Below are 16,765 nucleotides of genomic sequence, written 5' to 3' on the forward strand. Positions count from 1 at the left end.
TCCTGCGTCCCTGCCTTGCCTTACTCGTGTGCGACCGCACTCTCTATCGTCAGACGCACATCGCTGGTGACCAGCTCTGCCAGCATCTGCCACATCGCGTGCGTGCGCTCCGCATCGGCATCACCTGAGTCGCTGATATAGCGCTCATCGCGCAGCGTCAGCACCAGCGTGGTAAATACCGCCTTATCAAAGAACTCCGGCGCATTGATACCGTGCAGCACTGACAGACGCTGCGCCAGCGTGCGGCTCTCTTTCTCCAGCGTGCCGCGGTTGATCGTCGGTTTGGCACTGAGAATGGCGAAGGTGATCGCAAAGCGCTGCAGCGTTTCGCGAATACCGGCTGCCAGCAGCTGCAGCGTGCGATAGCGCGCGGCGCTCAGCTTAATCTGCCCATCCAGCTGCGTTACCAGCCCCTGTCGCGCCATCTCCGCGCACAGCGCGCTAAGCAGCGCCGGCAGTTCGGCACTTTCCCAGCGCAGGAACAGTTCACTTTTCAGCATCGGGTAGACCAGGCTTACCTGACGCAGAAGCTCTGCTTCGCTGATTTCGCGGTGCTGCTGCACAATCGCGGCAATCAGCGACGGCATCACCAGCATGTGCTGAATGTTATTCCGGTAGTAGGTCATCAGCACGGCCTGCTCGCGCGGCAGAATAATGATATCGCCGATGCTGTCCTGCTCGGTTTCAAACTTATTCATGCCCATCGCGTGATCCAGCAGCGCTTCGGCGCTCAGATCGGGCACCGTCGCTTCCGGTGAATAGGGCACGTTGCGCAGCAGCTGGGTGTAGCACTCCAGCTGCTCCGTCAGCTGCTCACGCGTCAGCGAGCGCTGACGGGACGCAAGCAGCGCGGTCACACACAGATTCATGGCGTTGGCCGCACCCGCTTCGTTAATGCGCACCATCAGGCGGGCAGCGATATCGTTTACCGCTGGCGTCATCCACGCGGGGCGCTGCGGATCGATCGGGTCGATCGCCTCGCGCCACTCGGGAATATGCTTGTTCAGGTAGTTAACCAGCGGCAGCGGTTCGCCAAAGTTAACGTAGCCCTGACCGAGATTGCGCAGCTTACGCAGGCCGCGCACCATCTGCACAAAGCCCTCTTTCTCTTTCGCTGCGCCGCGCAGCTCTTTGGCGTAAGTACCCACTTCCATTACGTGCTCATAGCCGATGTAGATCGGTACAAACGTAATCGGACGGCTGCCGCCGCGCAGCAGCGCCTGCAGCGTCATTGAAAGCGTGCCGGTTTTGGGATCGAGCAGGCGACCGGTGCGCGAGCGTCCGCCCTCAACAAAGTACTCAACCGAGTAGCCGCGGCTGAACAGCTCGCCCAGATATTCGCGGAATACGGTGGAGTAGAGTTTATTGCCCTTAAAGGTACGGCGAATAAAGAAGGCCCCCAGCCGGCGGAAAATGGGCCCGGCTGGCCAGAAGTTAAGATTGATACCGGCAGCGATGTGCGGCGGCACCAGCCCCTGATGATAAAGCACGTAGGAGAGCAGCAGATAATCCATATGGCTGCGGTGGCAGGGCACATAGACTATTTCATGACCATCCTGCGCCAGCTGACGCACGCGCTCGCCGCCGTTGACGCTAATGCCCTGATAGAGGCGGCTCCAGAGCCAGCCCATGATGCGGTCGGTAACGCGGATCGCCTCATATGAGAAGTCTGCCGCGATCTCTTCCATCATCTCAACGGCGTTTTGCTGCGCTTTTTCATGCGAAATCTTTTTGCTGCGCGCTTCATCTTCAACCGCTTTTTCAATCGCCTTCGACTGCAGCAGCTTGTTGAACAGATCCTGACGGGCGGGCAGGCTTGGTCCCACCGCGGCGAGACGCTGGCGGGCAAAGTGAATACGCGCCACGCGCGCCAGCTTCTGCGCAATCGACTTATCCGTGCCGTGTTCGGTCGCCATCTGGCGCAGCGAGACGGTGGAAGAGAAACGGACAAAGCTGTCGCGACCGTGCCAGAGAATGGCGAAAAACTTCTGTACGCCATTCAGTACGCGCAGATGCGGCGTAGGCTCGCCCTGAATTTCACGACCCGGCGCACGGCCAAACATCACCGCCACCGGCAGCATCTGGACATCCAGCTGCGGGTTATTACGATGCAGATCCAGATAGTCGTGAAACAGTTTCACTGACTCCGGGTTCGCCACGTAGTAAGGAAAGACACGCGGGCCATCATGGATAAACACATGGCGCGGCAGCAGCGTGCCGTCAATCTCCAGCGGCGCGAGCGGATCGGGCAGATCAAGCCGCAGACACTGGTTGCGTAATGTAAGCAGGTCCGCCTTTGAATCATAAGGCAAAACATACATCACGGGACGAGTGGGATCGATACCGTGCTCCGAAACCGGATCGGTCGGTATGACCTTACTTTTTACCAAAATAGAGAGTGGTAAATTCAATAATTTGTAATAGAGTTTACGCCAACCTGACATAGACAACTTGAAGCCTCTTGTTAGCAAAGCGCGGCAAGCATACCAGAAAGTGCAGCGGAGATCTGTGGCTGTGCCATCGCACGCTGCGCACTCATTGACGCCAAAATTACTCAAGGGTTCCCTATTCATGGCAAATAACGTTACCGGCCTGCTGCGTATTATCAAAGCGGCGGGCTACTCCTGGCAGGGAATACGCGCAGCCTGGCAACATGAAGCGGCCTTTCGTCAGGAGGCAGTTGCCGCGGTGATTGCGGTAGTTGTCGCCTGCTGGCTGGATGTGGACGCAGTGACGCGCGTACTGCTAATTGGTTCGGTGATACTGGTGGTGGTGGTGGAGATCCTCAACAGCGCGATTGAGGCGGTGGTCGACCGAATCGGCCAGGAGCGTCATCCGCTGGCGGGCCGCGCTAAGGATATGGGTTCTGCCGCCGTACTGCTGACGATCCTTCTCGCGCTGTTTGTCTGGATAACGCTGCTCTGGCCGCACGCATATTAAGGCCGCCCGTACCGATATATCGCTGATTTTTGCCGCAGCTGCGGTTTTCATTTCGCCAATACCTGTATATACTCACAGCGACTGTATAAACAACCAGGGGGCGGGATGAAAGCGTTAACCAGCAGGCAGCAGCAGGTCTATGACCTGATTCGCGACCATATTAATACAACCGGCATGCCGCCAACGCGTGCTGAAATCGCTTCACAGCTGGGCTTCCGCTCACCCAATGCAGCTGAAGAGCACCTGAAAGCGCTGGCGCGTAAAGGGGTCATTGAGATTGTCTCTGGCGCCTCGCGCGGCATTCGCTTGCTGATGGAAGAAGAGACAAGCGGCGGACTGCCGTTAATCGGGCGTGTCGCTGCCGGCGAGCCGCTGCTGGCTCAGGAGCACATCGAGACCCACTATCAGGTCGATGCTAACCTGTTCAAGCCGAGCGCGGATTTTCTGCTGCGCGTTAGCGGCATGTCGATGAAAGATATCGGGATTATGGATGGCGATCTGCTTGCCGTGCATAAAACCCAGGATGTGCGTAATGGCCAGGTCGTGGTGGCGCGCATTGACGACGAGGTCACCGTAAAACGCTGGAAAAAGCAGGGTGCTATCGTGCATCTGCTGCCGGAAAACAGCGATTTTCAGCCTATCGAAGTGGATACGCGCCAGCAGTCTCTGACCGTTGAAGGTCTGGCTGTCGGTATTGTCCGTACCGGTGAATGGCTGTAATACCTGGTTAGTCCCCCCGCTGCGGTCTGTGCCTGCACAGGCCGCGGTCTGCTATATTACCCCTCTGCTTCCAACCGTGGCGCCGTGCAGCTGCATGAGGCGCGTTGCCCGCAATAACAGGACTGGCTGATGCCGCTGTTTACCTCTTCTGATCGCACGCTCTGGCGCCTGGCGCTGCCCATGATCCTCTCTAACATCAGCGTACCGCTGCTGGGCATTGTGGATACGGCTATCATTGGCCACCTCGACAGCCCGGTTTACCTCGGCGGCGTAGCCGTGGGTGCAACGGCCACCAGCTTTGTCTTTATGCTGCTGCTCTTTTTGCGGATGAGCACCACTGGCCTGACGGCGCAGGCGTTCGGCGCCCGCGATAAGCCAGCGCTGGCGCGGGCGCTGATCCAGCCGATGCTGATTGCGCTGACGGCAGGCGTGCTGTTCATTGCGCTACGAACGCCGGTCAGCGAGCTGGCAGCCGCGCTGATGGGCGGCAGCGAGGCGGTGCAGCAGCAGGCACAAACCTTTATCGCTATCCGCTGGCTCAGCGCGCCTGCCACGCTGGCAAATCTGGTGATCCTCGGCTGGCTGCTCGGCGTACAGTATGCGCGCGCGCCGATGGTGCTGCTTATTACCGGCAACGTCGTGAATATCCTGCTCGATCTGCTGTTTGTTCTGCAGTGGCACTGGGGCGTGGCGGGTGCCGCAGCGGCCACCGCCGTCGCGGACTATGTGACGCTGGCCGTGGGGCTATGGATGGTGGCGCGGGTGCTGGCGCTGCGCGGCATATCATTTTCGCTGCTTAAAGCCAGCTGGCGCGGCGACGCCGCGCGCCTGTTCCGGCTTAACCGCGACATCATGCTGCGTTCGCTGCTGCTGCAGCTCTGCTTCGCCTCGCTGACGCTACTGGGCGCGCGACTCGGCGCTGACGTGGTCGCCGTCAATGCGGTATTGCTGATGTTCCTGACTTTTACTGCCTATGCGCTGGATGGTTTTGCGTATGCGGTGGAAGCCTGCTCCGGTGAGGCGACCGGCGCAGGCGATCGCAGCCGGCTGCGGCTGATCTGGTATGCCGCCTGCCGGCAGGCGGGCATTGTGGCGCTGCTGTTCGCTGTGATTTACGCCCTCTGCGGTCCGGCAATTATCGCGCTGCTGACCTCGATTGAGTCGCTGCGTGAGGCGGCTGACCGCTATCTGATCTGGCAGGTGATCCTGCCGCTGGCTGGCGTCTGGTGCTATCTGCTGGATGGGATGTTTATCGGAGCCACGCGCGGCCGGGATATGCGCAACAGCATGCTGCTGGCGGCGCTGGGCTATGCGCTGACGCTGCTGACGCTGCCGTGGCTCGGGAATCATGGTTTATGGCTGGCTATTACCGTATTTCTCGCGCTGAGAGGCATTACGCTCGGGCTGATCTGGCGTCATCACTGGCAGCGCGACAGCTGGTTCAGCGTGTGATAGCAGCCGGTCAGGCGGTAGCCCACAAAACTGGCAGTTTGTGCTGCAGCGGTTAACCTTAACGTGACAGCACGCGGGTTATACGGCGGTTCAGCCCGCGCTGTGGTGGCATACCGTCTGGCTCAGCAAACCGGGGAGAGATGCAATGAACAAAGATGAAGCGAGTGGCAGCTGGAAACAGTTTAAAGGAAAATGCAAAGAGCAGTGGGGCAAGCTGACCGATGATGACCTGAGCGTGATCGAAGGCAGACGCGAGCAGCTGATCGGCAAAATTCAGGAGCGCTACGGCTATGCCAGAGCAGAAGCGGAGCGCGAAGTAAACGAATGGGAAAGCCGGCACAACGATCCACCCAGCTAGTGCCACCCCGCTTCAGAGCATAACCCGCCCGCATGCCTTCAGGCGTGCGCTCAGCCCTTTTTGCCGCGTTTTTTACTCATCGCTTCATGATCGTGCGCGCAGCTGGCGTGCTGTGTACAGGCAGCAATTTCCGCACAGTTTTCGCACAGGCCGTGCGCTTCAATTACCGTATGGCGCAGGCTGAAGTTTGCCTGGTCAGCCAGTCCCGCAATGATTTTTTCCACGCCGTGCGCCTGCTGTTCACTCACTGCGGCACAGCTGTCGCAAACCAGCATGACAGAGCTGTGGGCCGGCTCATTGAAATGATGGCAGACCACATAGCTGTTGTTGGACTCCACGCGGTGGATAAATCCCTGCTCCAGCAAAAAGTCGAGGGCGCGGTAAATCGTGGGCGGCTTCGCCTGAGGCTCACTCATACGCAGCTGATCCAGCAGATCGTAGGCGCTGACAGAACCTTTCTGCTCAGCCATCAGGCGCAGTACTTCGGCACGCTGTGGCGTAAGACGCACGCCGCGATCGAGACAGAGCGCCTCGACCTGGGTCAGCAGCTGCGCTGGGGTAAGAGTTGACATAATGTTCTCCGGCTAACAGGTGATGTTATTTTATCACACTCCATCCGCCCATGCTGTTTTTGCCTGCCCTGGCCGAAGCGTGCTGTCGATCACACTTATCCGGCAATTTTAAGCGTGTTTAGCGCGCTATTTTTGCTTTGCAAGTGACCAGATTCCCGATATGGTTCAGGCAGGCTAAAGTTATCACTGGCCTTATAAGAGCAATAATTCGCCTGAGTGGCTAAAAAAAGCGCAGTGTGACGCAATCGTGTCCAATTCTGCGAACAGCAGTGCTTATCCCTTTCAGTTCACAGCAATGAAGCGTTAGCCGCCATTCAGAATAGCGGTTAACACCATTATTTCGCCTACGCGACACTCAATAATTTTTTAAGGTGATAGCAGCCTCATGATGACAACACGCTTTACGCTGGCCCGGGTGGCTTATTTTGCTGGTTTAAACGCGCTGCTGGTTTCCTCTTCAGCGCTGGCCGCGGGAACCTGGTATGATGCGCGCAATGATGCGATGGGCGGAACCGGTGTCGCATCGTCGCACTGGAGCTCTGCCGTGCTGGCTAACCCCGCGCTGATGACACGCGCGCAGCCGGAAGAGAACGCCGGCATTATTTTTCCCTCTGCCGGGTTACAGGTGACGGATAAAGACAAGCTGGTCGATCGCATTGATGACATCACCGATACGGTTGATCGCTATCGCGACGTGATTGATAACATCAACGCGAATCTCATCTCGGATCCGTTTGCCGCCATCAATGCGGTACCGCAACTGCGTGCCGCAGCCGGTGATATGGCCGATCAGCTGCGCGGGCTTAAAGGTAACAAAGCGGATGCCACCGCTGGCGTTGCGCTGGCCGTCACCGTTCCCAATGCGACGCTGCCGTTTGCTTTTATTACCAAAGCCTATGGCACCGCCCATATCCGGGCCAATGTGGCTCAGAGCGATATCGATTATCTGGATAGTCTGGCAAACGGGGCGTTTCCGCAGCCGGGCGATCAGGATAACCTGCGCTCCAGCGCGAACGGACTGGCAGCGCTGGTCACCGATTATGGTATCGCCATGGCGCATGAGTTCACGGTTGCCGGTCATCCGGTCTCGCTCGGTATTACGCCCAAGCTGCAGAAGACCTGGCTCTATAACTACAGCGCCAGCGTCTATAACTACGATAAAAACGATCTTAAAAACGGACGCTATCGCAGTTCAGACACCGGCTTTAACGTTGATGCCGGTCTCGCAACCGCGTTTGCTGAAAACTGGACGTTTGGTCTGACCGGGCAGAACCTGATCTCACGCGATCTGGAAACCAAAGTCGTCAATGGCTATCGTGATACCTATCAAATCCGTCCGCTGGTGACAACCGGACTGGCATGGGAGCGCGGGCCGGTTACCCTGACCGGCGATGTGGACCTGACGGAAACCAAACGCTTTAAGTCGCAGGAGAGCAGCCAGTATGCGGGCGCAGGCGCGGAATATCGCGTGCTCGACTGGCTGGCACTGCGGGCAGGCTATCGCGCCGATCTGAAATCAAATGACGTTAACGTGGTTACCGCCGGCCTCGGGCTGTCGCCGTTTAATAATGCGGTGCATCTGGATCTCGCGGGCTCCGCCGGTAAAGATCGTACCTGGGGTGCGATGGTACAGCTCGGCTTTAACTTCTGACGGGTCTGTCACGGGCGGCTGTGTCGTCCGTGACGGCTGTGGTATCATTGCGCAGTTTCTCATCATTTAACTCCGGATCTACTGCGCTTCATGACTGATAACTTCTCTTCGCAACGCTTCTCTATCGCGCCGATGCTCGACTGGACCGATCGTCACTGCCGCTATTTTCATCGCAAGCTGACCGGCGATACGCTGCTCTATACCGAAATGGTGACGACCGGCGCGATTATTCATGGCAAAGGCGATTACCTTGCCTATAGCGAAGAGGAGCATCCGGTTGCGCTGCAGCTGGGCGGCAGCGATCCGGCGGCGCTGGCGCAGTGTGCCCGACTGGCTGAAGCGCGCGGTTACGATCAGATCAACCTTAACGTGGGCTGTCCTTCCGACCGCGTACAGAACGGTCGTTTTGGTGCCTGCCTGATGGCGGATGCGAACCTGGTGGCTGACTGCATTAAAGCGATGCGCGATGTGGTTTCTATTCCGGTCACGGTAAAAACCCGCATCGGTATTGATGAGCAGGACAGCTACGCGTTTCTGCGCGACTTTACCGGCACCGTGGCAGAGCGGGGCGGCTGCGACACCTTTATCATTCACGCTCGCAAAGCCTGGCTGTCAGGCCTGAGCCCCAAAGAGAACCGGGAGATCCCGCCGCTGGACTATCCGCGCGTTTATCAGCTAAAACGTGATTTTCCGGCGCTGACCATGGCGATCAACGGCGGGGTAAAAACGCTGGAAGAGGCCAAGACGCACCTGATGCATCTGGATGGCGTGATGATGGGCCGCGAAGCGTATCAAAATCCTTCCGTGCTGGCGCAGGTTGACCGCGAGCTTTTTGGCCGCACAACGCCGGCAGTGGATCTGGTCGCCGCTGTGCGTTCAATGTATTCCTATATCGAAGCGGAACTGACGCAGGGCACTTATCTGGGGCACGTCACCCGGCATATGCTGGGGCTGTTTCAGGGTATTCCGGGTGCCCGTCAGTGGCGACGGTATCTGAGCGAAAATGCCCATAAACCGGGTGCTGATGTGCGGGTGCTGGAAGCCGCGCTGGCGCTGGTGGCCGATCGCATCCCCCAGGAAGCGTAATCCGCGCTCTCTGAAAACCGCAGCAGAAATGGTGCGGTTTTATTTTGCCTGAAACCTGGTTTTTCTCACCACTTCTACAGCAGCGCCCTGAATAAATACTTTTCAATCAATATCTTATAAATTAACCAATCTGGCACGAAAATTGTATCTGTCAGCAGAGTCCTGACAGAGGAGAATAGACGTGGAAATTGTATTTGTGCTTGGGTTCTTTGTAATGCTGTTGCTGACCGGCGTTTCCCTGCTGGGGGTGATTGCGGCTTTAGCCGTTGCCACCGTGCTGATGTTTTTAACCGGCCTGTTTGCCTTTGTTATAAAACTGTTACCCTGGCTGCTGCTGGCCGTGGTCGCCGTCTGGGTCTGGCGCAGCGTTACCACACCGGGTAGCAGCACCAGACTGAACCGGCTCAGGAGAAAAATCAGCAGGATGGAGCGACGCGGCTGGTAAAAAATGCGGCTCAGATCACAGCGCTGAATTCCGCTGGCGCTAAATAAAACGTAAACATATTTTTTACTTATGTTTTCTGCCACTATACGTATACAGATTCAGTACCGCTGTCCCTACACAGCGCGAACTAAAAAAAGAATCAGGGGCTTCCTTCAGGAAGCCCTCTTTTTTTGCCTGCATCAGGGCAGCAGCAGGCTGGAGCCCTGGGTCGCACGACTCTCCAGTATCTGATGCGCGCGCATGGCATCGCGCAGCGGGAACTTCTGCTGCTCCGGTACGTTTACCTGAATGGCGCGGCTGGCTATCAGGGAAAAGAGTTCACTGCTCGCCTGCTCCAGCTCCTCACGGTTTGTGATATAGCCAAACAGCGACGGGCGGGTGACAAACAGAGAGCCTTTCTTATTAAGAATCCCTAAATCCACGCCGGTTACCGGGCCGGAGGCGTTGCCAAAGCTGACCAGCAGCCCGTGGCGCTGCAGAGAATCGAGCGATGGTTCCCAGGTATCCTTACCGACAGAGTCATACACCACGGCCACTTTTTTCCCCTGCGTCAGTTCGCTGACGCGCTGTGCAATATCCTCTTCGCGATAGTTGATGGTGGCCCATGCGCCAGCCGCTTTGGCAATCTGCGCTTTTTCGGCAGAACCCACCGTGCCGATAAGATGTGCACCCAGCGCTTTGGCCCACTGGCAGGCAATCAGACCCACACCGCCTGCGGCAGCATGAAACAGAAACGTCTCATCCGCTTTGACTTTCCAGGTTTGTCGCAGCAGATACTGGACCGTCAGCCCTTTAAGAAATGAGGCAGCCGCCGTTTCAAAAGAGATACTCTCCGGCAGCAGCGCCAGCCGCTCTTCCGCAACGTTGTGAAGTTCACTGTAAGCGCCCAGAGCGGCCTGACAGTAAACCACCCGATCGCCAGGCTGAAAACGCGTGACCGCTGCGCCCACTTTGCTGACCACGCCTGCCGCTTCGGTACCGAGTCCGGAAGGAAAGGCTGAAACCGGGTAGAGCCCGCTGCGCACATAGGTGTCGATATAGTTGATGCCTATCGCCCGGTTTTCTACCTGCACCTCATGCTCAGCCGGATCGGCAGGATCAAAATCTGCCCACTGCAAAACCTCCGGACCACCGTGCTGACTGAACTGAATACGCTTTGCCATGCTGACTCCTGTGAATGTTCATCCGGGGGCGGTATACTTGCGCGTCCCTTTCACGATCGGTAATGCATTCACTATGGCAGGAAACAAACCCACCAACAAATCGAACGAACCCCGCGATCGGCAGCTGGAAGGCGTAAAAATGCCGCCGCACTCCATAGAAGCGGAGCAGTCGGTGCTGGGTGGGTTGATGCTGGACAACGAGCGCTGGGACAACGTCTCTGAGCGCGTTGTCGCAGACGATTTTTTTAACCGCTCACACCGCATGATTTTTGCTGAGATGCAGCGGCTGCTGGAGCTGGGCCAGCCTATCGACCTGATCACGCTGTCAGAGTCGCTGGAAACGCGCGGCGAGCTGGAGATGGCGGGCGGCTTTGCCTATCTGGCCGAACTCGCGAAAAATACGCCAAGTGCGGCTAACATCGGCGCCTATGCAGATATCGTGCGCGAACGTGCGGTAGTGCGTGAGATGATTGCGGTTGCCAATCAGATTGCCGACGCCGGTTACGATCCGCAGGGGCGGAGCAGTGAAGATCTGCTCGACTTTGCCGAATCCAACGTCTTTAAAATCGCCGAGCAGCGCGCGAATAAAGATGACGGCCCGCAGAACATTGAGCAGATCCTTGAAGCCACCGTGTCCCGTATTGAAGCGCTGGTCTCAACGCCGCACGATGGCGTAACCGGCGTAGATACCGGCTATCAGGATCTGAACAAAAAAACGGCTGGCCTGCAGGGGTCCGATCTGATTATCGTGGCGGCGCGTCCCTCAATGGGTAAAACCACGTTCGCCATGAACCTGTGCGAAAACGCCGCGATGCTCAATGAGAAACCGGTGCTGATCTTCAGTCTGGAGATGCCCAGCGAGCAGCTGATGATGCGTATGCTGGCATCTCTGTCGCGCGTGGACCAGACGCGTATTCGTACCGGCCAGCTGGAAGATGAGGACTGGGCGCGCATCTCCGCCACGATGGGTATTCTGCTGGAGAAGAAAAACATCTTTATTGATGACTCTTCCGGCCTGACGCCAACCGAAGTACGCTCGCGTGCCCGCCGCGTGTTCCGCGAAAATGGCGGTCTGAGCATGATCATGATCGACTATCTGCAGCTGATGCGCGTGCCGTCGCACTCCGAGAACCGTACGCTGGAGATCGCCGAAATTTCGCGTTCATTGAAAGCGCTGGCCAAAGAGCTGAATGTGCCGGTCGTGGCGCTGTCGCAGCTAAACCGTTCACTGGAGCAGCGCGCCGACAAACGTCCGGTTAACTCCGATCTGCGTGAATCAGGATCGATCGAGCAGGATGCTGACCTGATCATGTTTATCTACCGCGATGAGGTTTATCACGAAAACAGCGATCTGAAAGGCATCGCTGAGATCATCATCGGCAAGCAGCGTAACGGGCCGATCGGTACCGTGCGTCTTACCTTCAACGGCCAGTGGTCGCGCTTTGACAACTACGCCGGCCCGCAATACGACGACGAATAAGCCTTTGCCTGCCAGTGCATGCACGTTTTGTGCATGCATCTCACGTCATCAGAAAATAGTGTTGGACAAGGCGACCCGCTATCAGGTTATCTGTGCCAAAGCGAATGTGACAACGCTGTGGGATCAGAATGACGCAGGTAGATGATTACGATCTTAAGATATTGACGCTATTACAATCTAACGGCCGTCTTACCAATCAGGAACTGAGCGATCTGGTGGGGTTATCCGCATCACAATGCTCACGCCGCCGCATCAACCTTGAACAGGCGAATTTAATCCTTGGCTATCATGCCCGGCTGTCGCCTGATGCGGTGGGTCTCGGCATGGTCGGACTGATTGAAGTGCGGCTGAAAAACCATACGCCTGATTACGAAGATAATTTTTTGCAGATGGTGGAAGCGGAACCCGCCATTGTTGACGCGTTTAAAACCACCGGAGACGCTGACTATCTGCTGAAAGTGGCGGTGGCCGATCTCGCCTCGCTGAGCGCGCTGATCAGCCAGCTGGTGGCGGGCCATCAGAGCGTGTCGCACGTTAAAACGGCGGTGGTACTCAACCGGCTGAAAGAGAATGGCCTGATGATGAAGCCTGCGCACAAAGTGCGCCATAAAGGTGCATAACGCGCCATAAAAGTGCATCAGGCTCCCTCTCTCTGCTTATTTCTCGCGATTAATACCGAACTTGTGCATGAATCAACGGTTTTATTCTGATTCATGCATAAAACTGTGCAATAAAGCGCCTTAGATATCAATGGGATATTCGCTGGCACCCTCCGGCTAAGCAGCAGCGAGGCCGGAGTGGTGCGTTTTTTGCAGCTATATCGCTTTTATTTGCACAGAGAACTCCTGATGGACAACATCGCTCAGCCAGTGGCGGCTCCTCACTCCCGTATCGAAGATGCGCTGGCTATCGTGCTGGGAACGCTGATGGTCTCATTTGGCGTCATGCTGCTGAAGCAGGCGGGCGCGCTGACCGGCGGAACGGCCGGTATCGCGTTTTTAATCAGCTACCTTTCATCCTCCTCTTTCGGCGCCGCCTTTTTTGCCATCAATCTGCCGTTTTACTGGCTGGCGATACGCCGCATGGGGTGGGAATTTACCTGCAAAACCTTTGGTGCCGTGGCGCTGGTTTCCCTGTTCACACAGCTGCATCCGCTGTTTATCCACTTTTCGGCATTAAATCCTTTTTATGCGACACTGTTCGGTAACGTGGTCATGGGGATCGGGTTTATAGTGTTGTTTCGTCACAAAGCCAGCCTGGGTGGTATCAATATTCTGGCGCTCTGGCTGCAGGATCGCACCGGTCTGCGTGCCGGGAAGCTACAGATGATGGTTGATACCTGTGTGGTATGCGCCTCGCTGTTTGTTGTACCGCTACCGATGCTGCTGGCCTCTGTTGCGGGCGCGGCGATCCTCAACCTTATCATTGCGCTGAACCATCGTCCTGGCCGCTATCAGGTATAAAAGCGCCGTCTTACGCTTACTCATGCATTTTTATGGAGATCTGCACCGTGTTTCAAAACGTTGATGCCTACGCCGGCGATCCGATTCTGTCGCTGATGGAAACCTACAAACAAGATCCGCGCGCGCATAAAGTCAATCTCAGTATCGGCCTGTTCTACAACGAAGCAGGGATCGTTCCGCAGCTGCAGGCCGTTGCGGCAGCTGAAGAGCGTCTGCAGGCGCAGCCGCATCAGGCATCACTCTATCTGCCGATGGAAGGTTTAGGCCCTTACCGTAACGCCATTGCGCCGCTGCTGTTTGGTCACGAACACCCGGTGCTGAAAGCGGGACGCATCGCGTCTATTCAGACGCTGGGTGGTTCCGGTGCGCTGAAAGTGGGGGCTGATTTCCTGAAGCGCTATTTTCCGCACTCAGAGGTCTGGGTCAGCGATCCGACCTGGGAAAATCACGTAGCGATTTTTAACGGCGCGGGCTTCGCGGTAAACACCTACCCCTGGTACGATGCTGAGACCAACGGCGTTAAGTTTGACGCATTTATCCGCTGCCTGAAATCGCTGCCGAAGCATGCCATTGTGCTGCTGCATCCCTGCTGCCATAACCCGACCGGCGCCGATCTCACTGACGCCCAGTGGGATGAGACCACCGCCGTGCTGAAAGCGCAGGAGCTGATCCCGTTCCTCGATATCGCCTATCAGGGCTTTGGTGCAGGAATGGAAGAGGATGCTTACGCCATTCGCGCTATCGCAGCCACGGGTCTGCCGGCGCTGGTGAGCAACTCATTTTCCAAGATCTTCTCGCTCTATGGCGAGCGCGTGGGCGGGCTCTCTGTGGTCTGCGACAGCGCTGAAGAAGCGGGACGGGTGCTGGGTCAGCTGAAAGCCACCGTGCGCCGCAACTACTCCAGTCCGCCAAATTTTGGTGCGCAGGTAGTCTCCTGCGTGCTGAATGATGCCGCACTACTGAACATGTGGCTGGCAGAAGTTGACGCGATGCGCCTGCGTATTGCGGAGATGCGCCAGGCGCTGGTCAGCGAGCTGCAGGCAATTCTGCCGGGTAAAAATGTCGACTATCTGCTGAAGCAGCGCGGTATGTTCAGCTATACCGGTCTCAGCGCACAGCAGGTTGATCGCCTGCGCGATGAGTTCGGCATCTATCTTATCGCCAGCGGACGTATGTGCGTTGCTGGTCTGAACCACGGTAACGTTAAACGCGTTGCAGAGGCGTTTGCTGCCGTTATGTAACCGCCGGACGCGAAACCAGAAACCATCCGTTTTCATGCGGATGGTTTTTTTTTGCGTCTGCCAGGCAGGCTGATGCTTTTTCCTGCGGCAGGGTTTACCTTTCGCCAACATGCTGCACACTTAAGAGACCTGTTTTTTTAGGACTTTGCTATGTGGCAGCAACAGACCCTCACCCTGAGCGCAAAAGCGCGCGGGTTTCACCTCATTACCGATGAGATCTTAAGCCAGCTTAACGGCCTCAATGGCGTGCGCATCGGCCAGCTGCATCTGCTGTTACAGCATACCTCCGCGTCGCTGACGCTGAATGAAAACTGCGATCCCACCGTGCGCAGCGACATGGAGCAGCATTTCTTACGCCAGGTGCCTGAAAACGCAGGGTGGCAGCACGCTTATGAAGGCGCAGACGATATGCCTGCCCATATCAAGTCGTCACTGCTGGGCGTTTCACTGCTGCTGCCGGTCAGTCGCGGGCGGCTGATGCTGGGGACCTGGCAGGGCATCTGGCTGGGCGAACATCGCATACAGGGCGGTGCCAGACGCATCGTCGCGACTTTACAAGGGGAATAACCAATGACGATTTCTGAGCTATTGACCTACTGCATGAGCAAACCCGCCGCAGAACAGGACATTAAAGAGGCGTGGGATGCAACGCAGATTAAGAGCCACGGTGTGCTGTTTGCCATGCTTTATGAGAAAGCAGGGCGGCCGGCGGTGACGCTGAAAACCTCTCCCGCACTGGCTGAACTGTTGCGTGAAGAGCACAGCGACGTCTTTCCCAGCGAATATCTGAATAAATCCTGCTGGAGCACGCTGTGGCTGGATGGATCGCTGAAGGATTCGCAGATTTACTATCTGGTTGACGCCTCTTACCAGCAGGCCGACGCCACGCACGCGGCGGGCGCCAGCCAGCACAACGCCTGAGCCGTTACGCCGCAGGCGTATCGCGCAGGGTATTGATATCGATGACAAAGCGATATTTTACATCGCTTTTCAGCATGCGCTCAAACGCCTCATTAATTTGATCCATGGCAATCAGTTCAATGTCTGAGGTGATGTTGTGCTCGCCACAGAAATCGAGCATCTCCTGCGTTTCAGCGATGCCGCCGATCAGCGAGCCAGAGACACTGCGGCGTTTGAAAATCAGGTTAACCACCTGAGGTGCCGGATGATCGTGCTCGGGCACACCGACCAGCGTCATATTGCCATCACGCTTCAGCAGGGTGATAAACGGGTTGAGATCGTGCTGTGCGGCTACCGTGTTCAGAATAAAATCGAAACTGTTAGCGTGGGCCGCCATCTGATCGGCATCTTTAGATATCACCACTTCATCAGCGCCAAGACGTTTGCCATCTTCGACTTTTGATGGCGATGTCGTAAACAGCACGACCTGCGCGCCCATCGCATGGGCAATTTTCACCCCCATATGGCCCAGGCCGCCGAGGCCTACGATACCCACTTTTTTGCCCGGCCCGACATTCCAGTGGCGCAGCGGCGAATAGGTGGTGATCCCCGCGCACAGCAGCGGCGCAACGCCTGCCAGGTCGAGGTTTTCCGGCACGCGCAGCACAAAATCTTCGTTGACCACCATGCTGGTGGAGTAGCCACCGTAGGTGACCGCGCCGGTTTCGCGATCCTGGCCGTTGTAGGTGCCCGTCATGCCCTCTTCGCAATACTGCTCCAGCCCTTCCTGACAGCTCGGACAGCTGCGGCAGGAGTCAACCATACAGCCAACGCCCACCAGGTCACCGGGCTGATATTTATGGCTGTGCGCGCCTACGGCGGTTACGCGACCGACAATTTCATGGCCCGGTACGACCGGAAAAATTGTGTTGTTCCATTCGTTGCGCGCCTGGTGCAGATCGGAGTGGCAGACGCCGCAATAGAGCACTTCAATCTCCACATCATGCTCACGCAGTTCGCGCGGTTTGTAGTCGAACGGGGCGAGTTTTGATTTGGCGTCCTGTGCAGCCCAGGCATGGGTAATATTCATGGTGTCTCCAGTCGGATGTGTCGTGAGTAGGGTATGCAAACGCCTTACGGAGTTCGAAAGGCCGCAACGCTGAGGCAGCGTTGCAAGCAGACCGCTATAAGCGTAGTCAGCTCGCCTGGATGCGACCATGCCTGAAGTTGTCTGATTCTTGCCTGTTTCTGCATTTTGTTGCGTAATCAGGCACGTCTGAATAACCGGCAAATA

The 16,765-nt window shown here is 56.9% G+C and carries 17 protein-coding genes; 13 read left to right on the top strand and 4 right to left on the bottom strand.

The features are described from left to right. Positions 1-20 precede the first annotated feature (20 nt). Positions 21-2,444, bottom strand: coding sequence for a glycerol-3-phosphate 1-O-acyltransferase PlsB (plsB, locus tag B4056_RS02280; RefSeq protein WP_039381961.1), 2,424 nt, complete (start codon positions 2,442-2,444; stop codon positions 21-23). 127 nt (positions 2,445-2,571) lie between these two features. Here plsB and B4056_RS02285 point away from each other — a divergent pair, with 127 nt between their 5' ends. From B4056_RS02285 to B4056_RS02300, 4 genes are all read left to right on the top strand, one after another. Then, positions 2,572-2,940 (top strand): diacylglycerol kinase, encoded by a 369-nt coding sequence (locus B4056_RS02285; RefSeq protein ID WP_039381963.1) that lies wholly within the window; start codon positions 2,572-2,574, stop codon positions 2,938-2,940. Positions 2,941-3,045: 105 nt separating this feature from the next. Continuing rightward, complete coding sequence (gene lexA / locus B4056_RS02290; RefSeq protein ID WP_039381966.1) at positions 3,046-3,660, top strand: transcriptional repressor LexA; 615 nt, start codon at positions 3,046-3,048, stop codon at positions 3,658-3,660. Between the two features lie 129 nt (positions 3,661-3,789). Then, positions 3,790-5,112 carry an MATE family efflux transporter DinF gene (gene dinF, locus B4056_RS02295; RefSeq protein WP_039381969.1) on the top strand — a complete coding sequence of 441 codons (1,323 nt, stop codon included), beginning with the start codon at positions 3,790-3,792 and terminating at the stop codon, positions 5,110-5,112. A gap of 145 nt (positions 5,113-5,257) precedes the next feature. After that, positions 5,258-5,470, top strand: a complete 213-nt coding sequence (locus B4056_RS02300) for a CsbD family protein (protein WP_094111297.1) — start codon at positions 5,258-5,260, stop codon at positions 5,468-5,470. Positions 5,471-5,520: 50 nt separating this feature from the next. Here the strand turns inward: B4056_RS02300 and zur are convergent, their stop codons facing one another. Next, on the bottom strand, positions 5,521-6,042 hold the full coding sequence (zur, locus tag B4056_RS02305; RefSeq protein WP_071668451.1) for a zinc uptake transcriptional repressor Zur: 522 nt from the start codon (positions 6,040-6,042) through the stop codon (positions 5,521-5,523). A gap of 388 nt (positions 6,043-6,430) precedes the next feature. Between zur and B4056_RS02310 the strand changes: the two genes are divergently transcribed. The 3 genes from B4056_RS02310 to pspG all read left to right on the top strand — a co-directional run bounded on the left by B4056_RS02310 (position 6,431) and on the right by pspG (position 9,224). Continuing rightward, the gene (locus B4056_RS02310) at positions 6,431-7,693 is read left to right on the top strand and encodes a conjugal transfer protein TraF (RefSeq protein ID WP_166714333.1); all 1,263 of its coding nucleotides are present in this window, start codon (positions 6,431-6,433) and stop codon (positions 7,691-7,693) included. Between the two features lie 90 nt (positions 7,694-7,783). Then, positions 7,784-8,779, top strand: coding sequence for a tRNA dihydrouridine(20/20a) synthase DusA (gene dusA / locus B4056_RS02315; protein ID WP_094111298.1), 996 nt, complete (start codon positions 7,784-7,786; stop codon positions 8,777-8,779). Positions 8,780-8,960: 181 nt separating this feature from the next. Continuing rightward, entirely contained in the window at positions 8,961-9,224 is a 264-nt protein-coding gene (gene pspG / locus B4056_RS02320) for an envelope stress response protein PspG (protein WP_094111299.1), read from the top strand. Positions 9,225-9,403: 179 nt separating this feature from the next. On the opposite strand, the gene B4056_RS02325 is transcribed toward pspG, so the two are convergent. Further along, positions 9,404-10,387 carry a quinone oxidoreductase gene (locus B4056_RS02325; RefSeq protein WP_039381983.1) on the bottom strand — a complete coding sequence of 328 codons (984 nt, stop codon included), beginning with the start codon at positions 10,385-10,387 and terminating at the stop codon, positions 9,404-9,406. A 73-nt stretch (positions 10,388-10,460) separates the two neighbouring features. Here B4056_RS02325 and dnaB point away from each other — a divergent pair, with 73 nt between their 5' ends. The 6 genes from dnaB (at position 10,461) to B4056_RS02355 (ending at position 15,492) form a co-directional block, all read left to right on the top strand. Then, a complete protein-coding gene (dnaB, locus tag B4056_RS02330) occupies positions 10,461-11,867 on the top strand; it encodes a replicative DNA helicase (protein WP_039381986.1) in 1,407 nt (468 codons plus the stop codon). A 128-nt stretch (positions 11,868-11,995) separates the two neighbouring features. Further along, positions 11,996-12,487, top strand: a complete 492-nt coding sequence (locus tag B4056_RS02335; protein ID WP_039381989.1) for an Lrp/AsnC family transcriptional regulator — start codon at positions 11,996-11,998, stop codon at positions 12,485-12,487. 228 nt (positions 12,488-12,715) lie between these two features. Then, positions 12,716-13,330 carry a YitT family protein gene (locus tag B4056_RS02340; protein ID WP_039381991.1) on the top strand — a complete coding sequence of 205 codons (615 nt, stop codon included), beginning with the start codon at positions 12,716-12,718 and terminating at the stop codon, positions 13,328-13,330. 47 nt (positions 13,331-13,377) lie between these two features. Further along, entirely contained in the window at positions 13,378-14,571 is a 1,194-nt protein-coding gene (locus B4056_RS02345; protein ID WP_288653717.1) for an amino acid aminotransferase, read from the top strand. A gap of 150 nt (positions 14,572-14,721) precedes the next feature. Further along, entirely contained in the window at positions 14,722-15,138 is a 417-nt protein-coding gene (locus tag B4056_RS02350) for a secondary thiamine-phosphate synthase enzyme YjbQ (RefSeq protein WP_094111302.1), read from the top strand. A 3-nt stretch (positions 15,139-15,141) separates the two neighbouring features. After that, the gene (locus B4056_RS02355) at positions 15,142-15,492 is read left to right on the top strand and encodes an MmcQ/YjbR family DNA-binding protein (protein ID WP_039381999.1); all 351 of its coding nucleotides are present in this window, start codon (positions 15,142-15,144) and stop codon (positions 15,490-15,492) included. 4 nt (positions 15,493-15,496) lie between these two features. Here B4056_RS02355 and B4056_RS02360 read toward each other — a convergent pair whose 3' ends face one another. Further along, a complete protein-coding gene (locus tag B4056_RS02360) occupies positions 15,497-16,561 on the bottom strand; it encodes an NAD(P)-dependent alcohol dehydrogenase (RefSeq protein ID WP_113655580.1) in 1,065 nt (354 codons plus the stop codon). Positions 16,562-16,765 lie beyond the last annotated feature (204 nt).

The organism is Pantoea sp. UBA7232, from assembly GCF_002473195.1.
GTDB lineage: Bacteria > Pseudomonadota > Gammaproteobacteria > Enterobacterales > Enterobacteriaceae > Pantoea > Pantoea eucrina.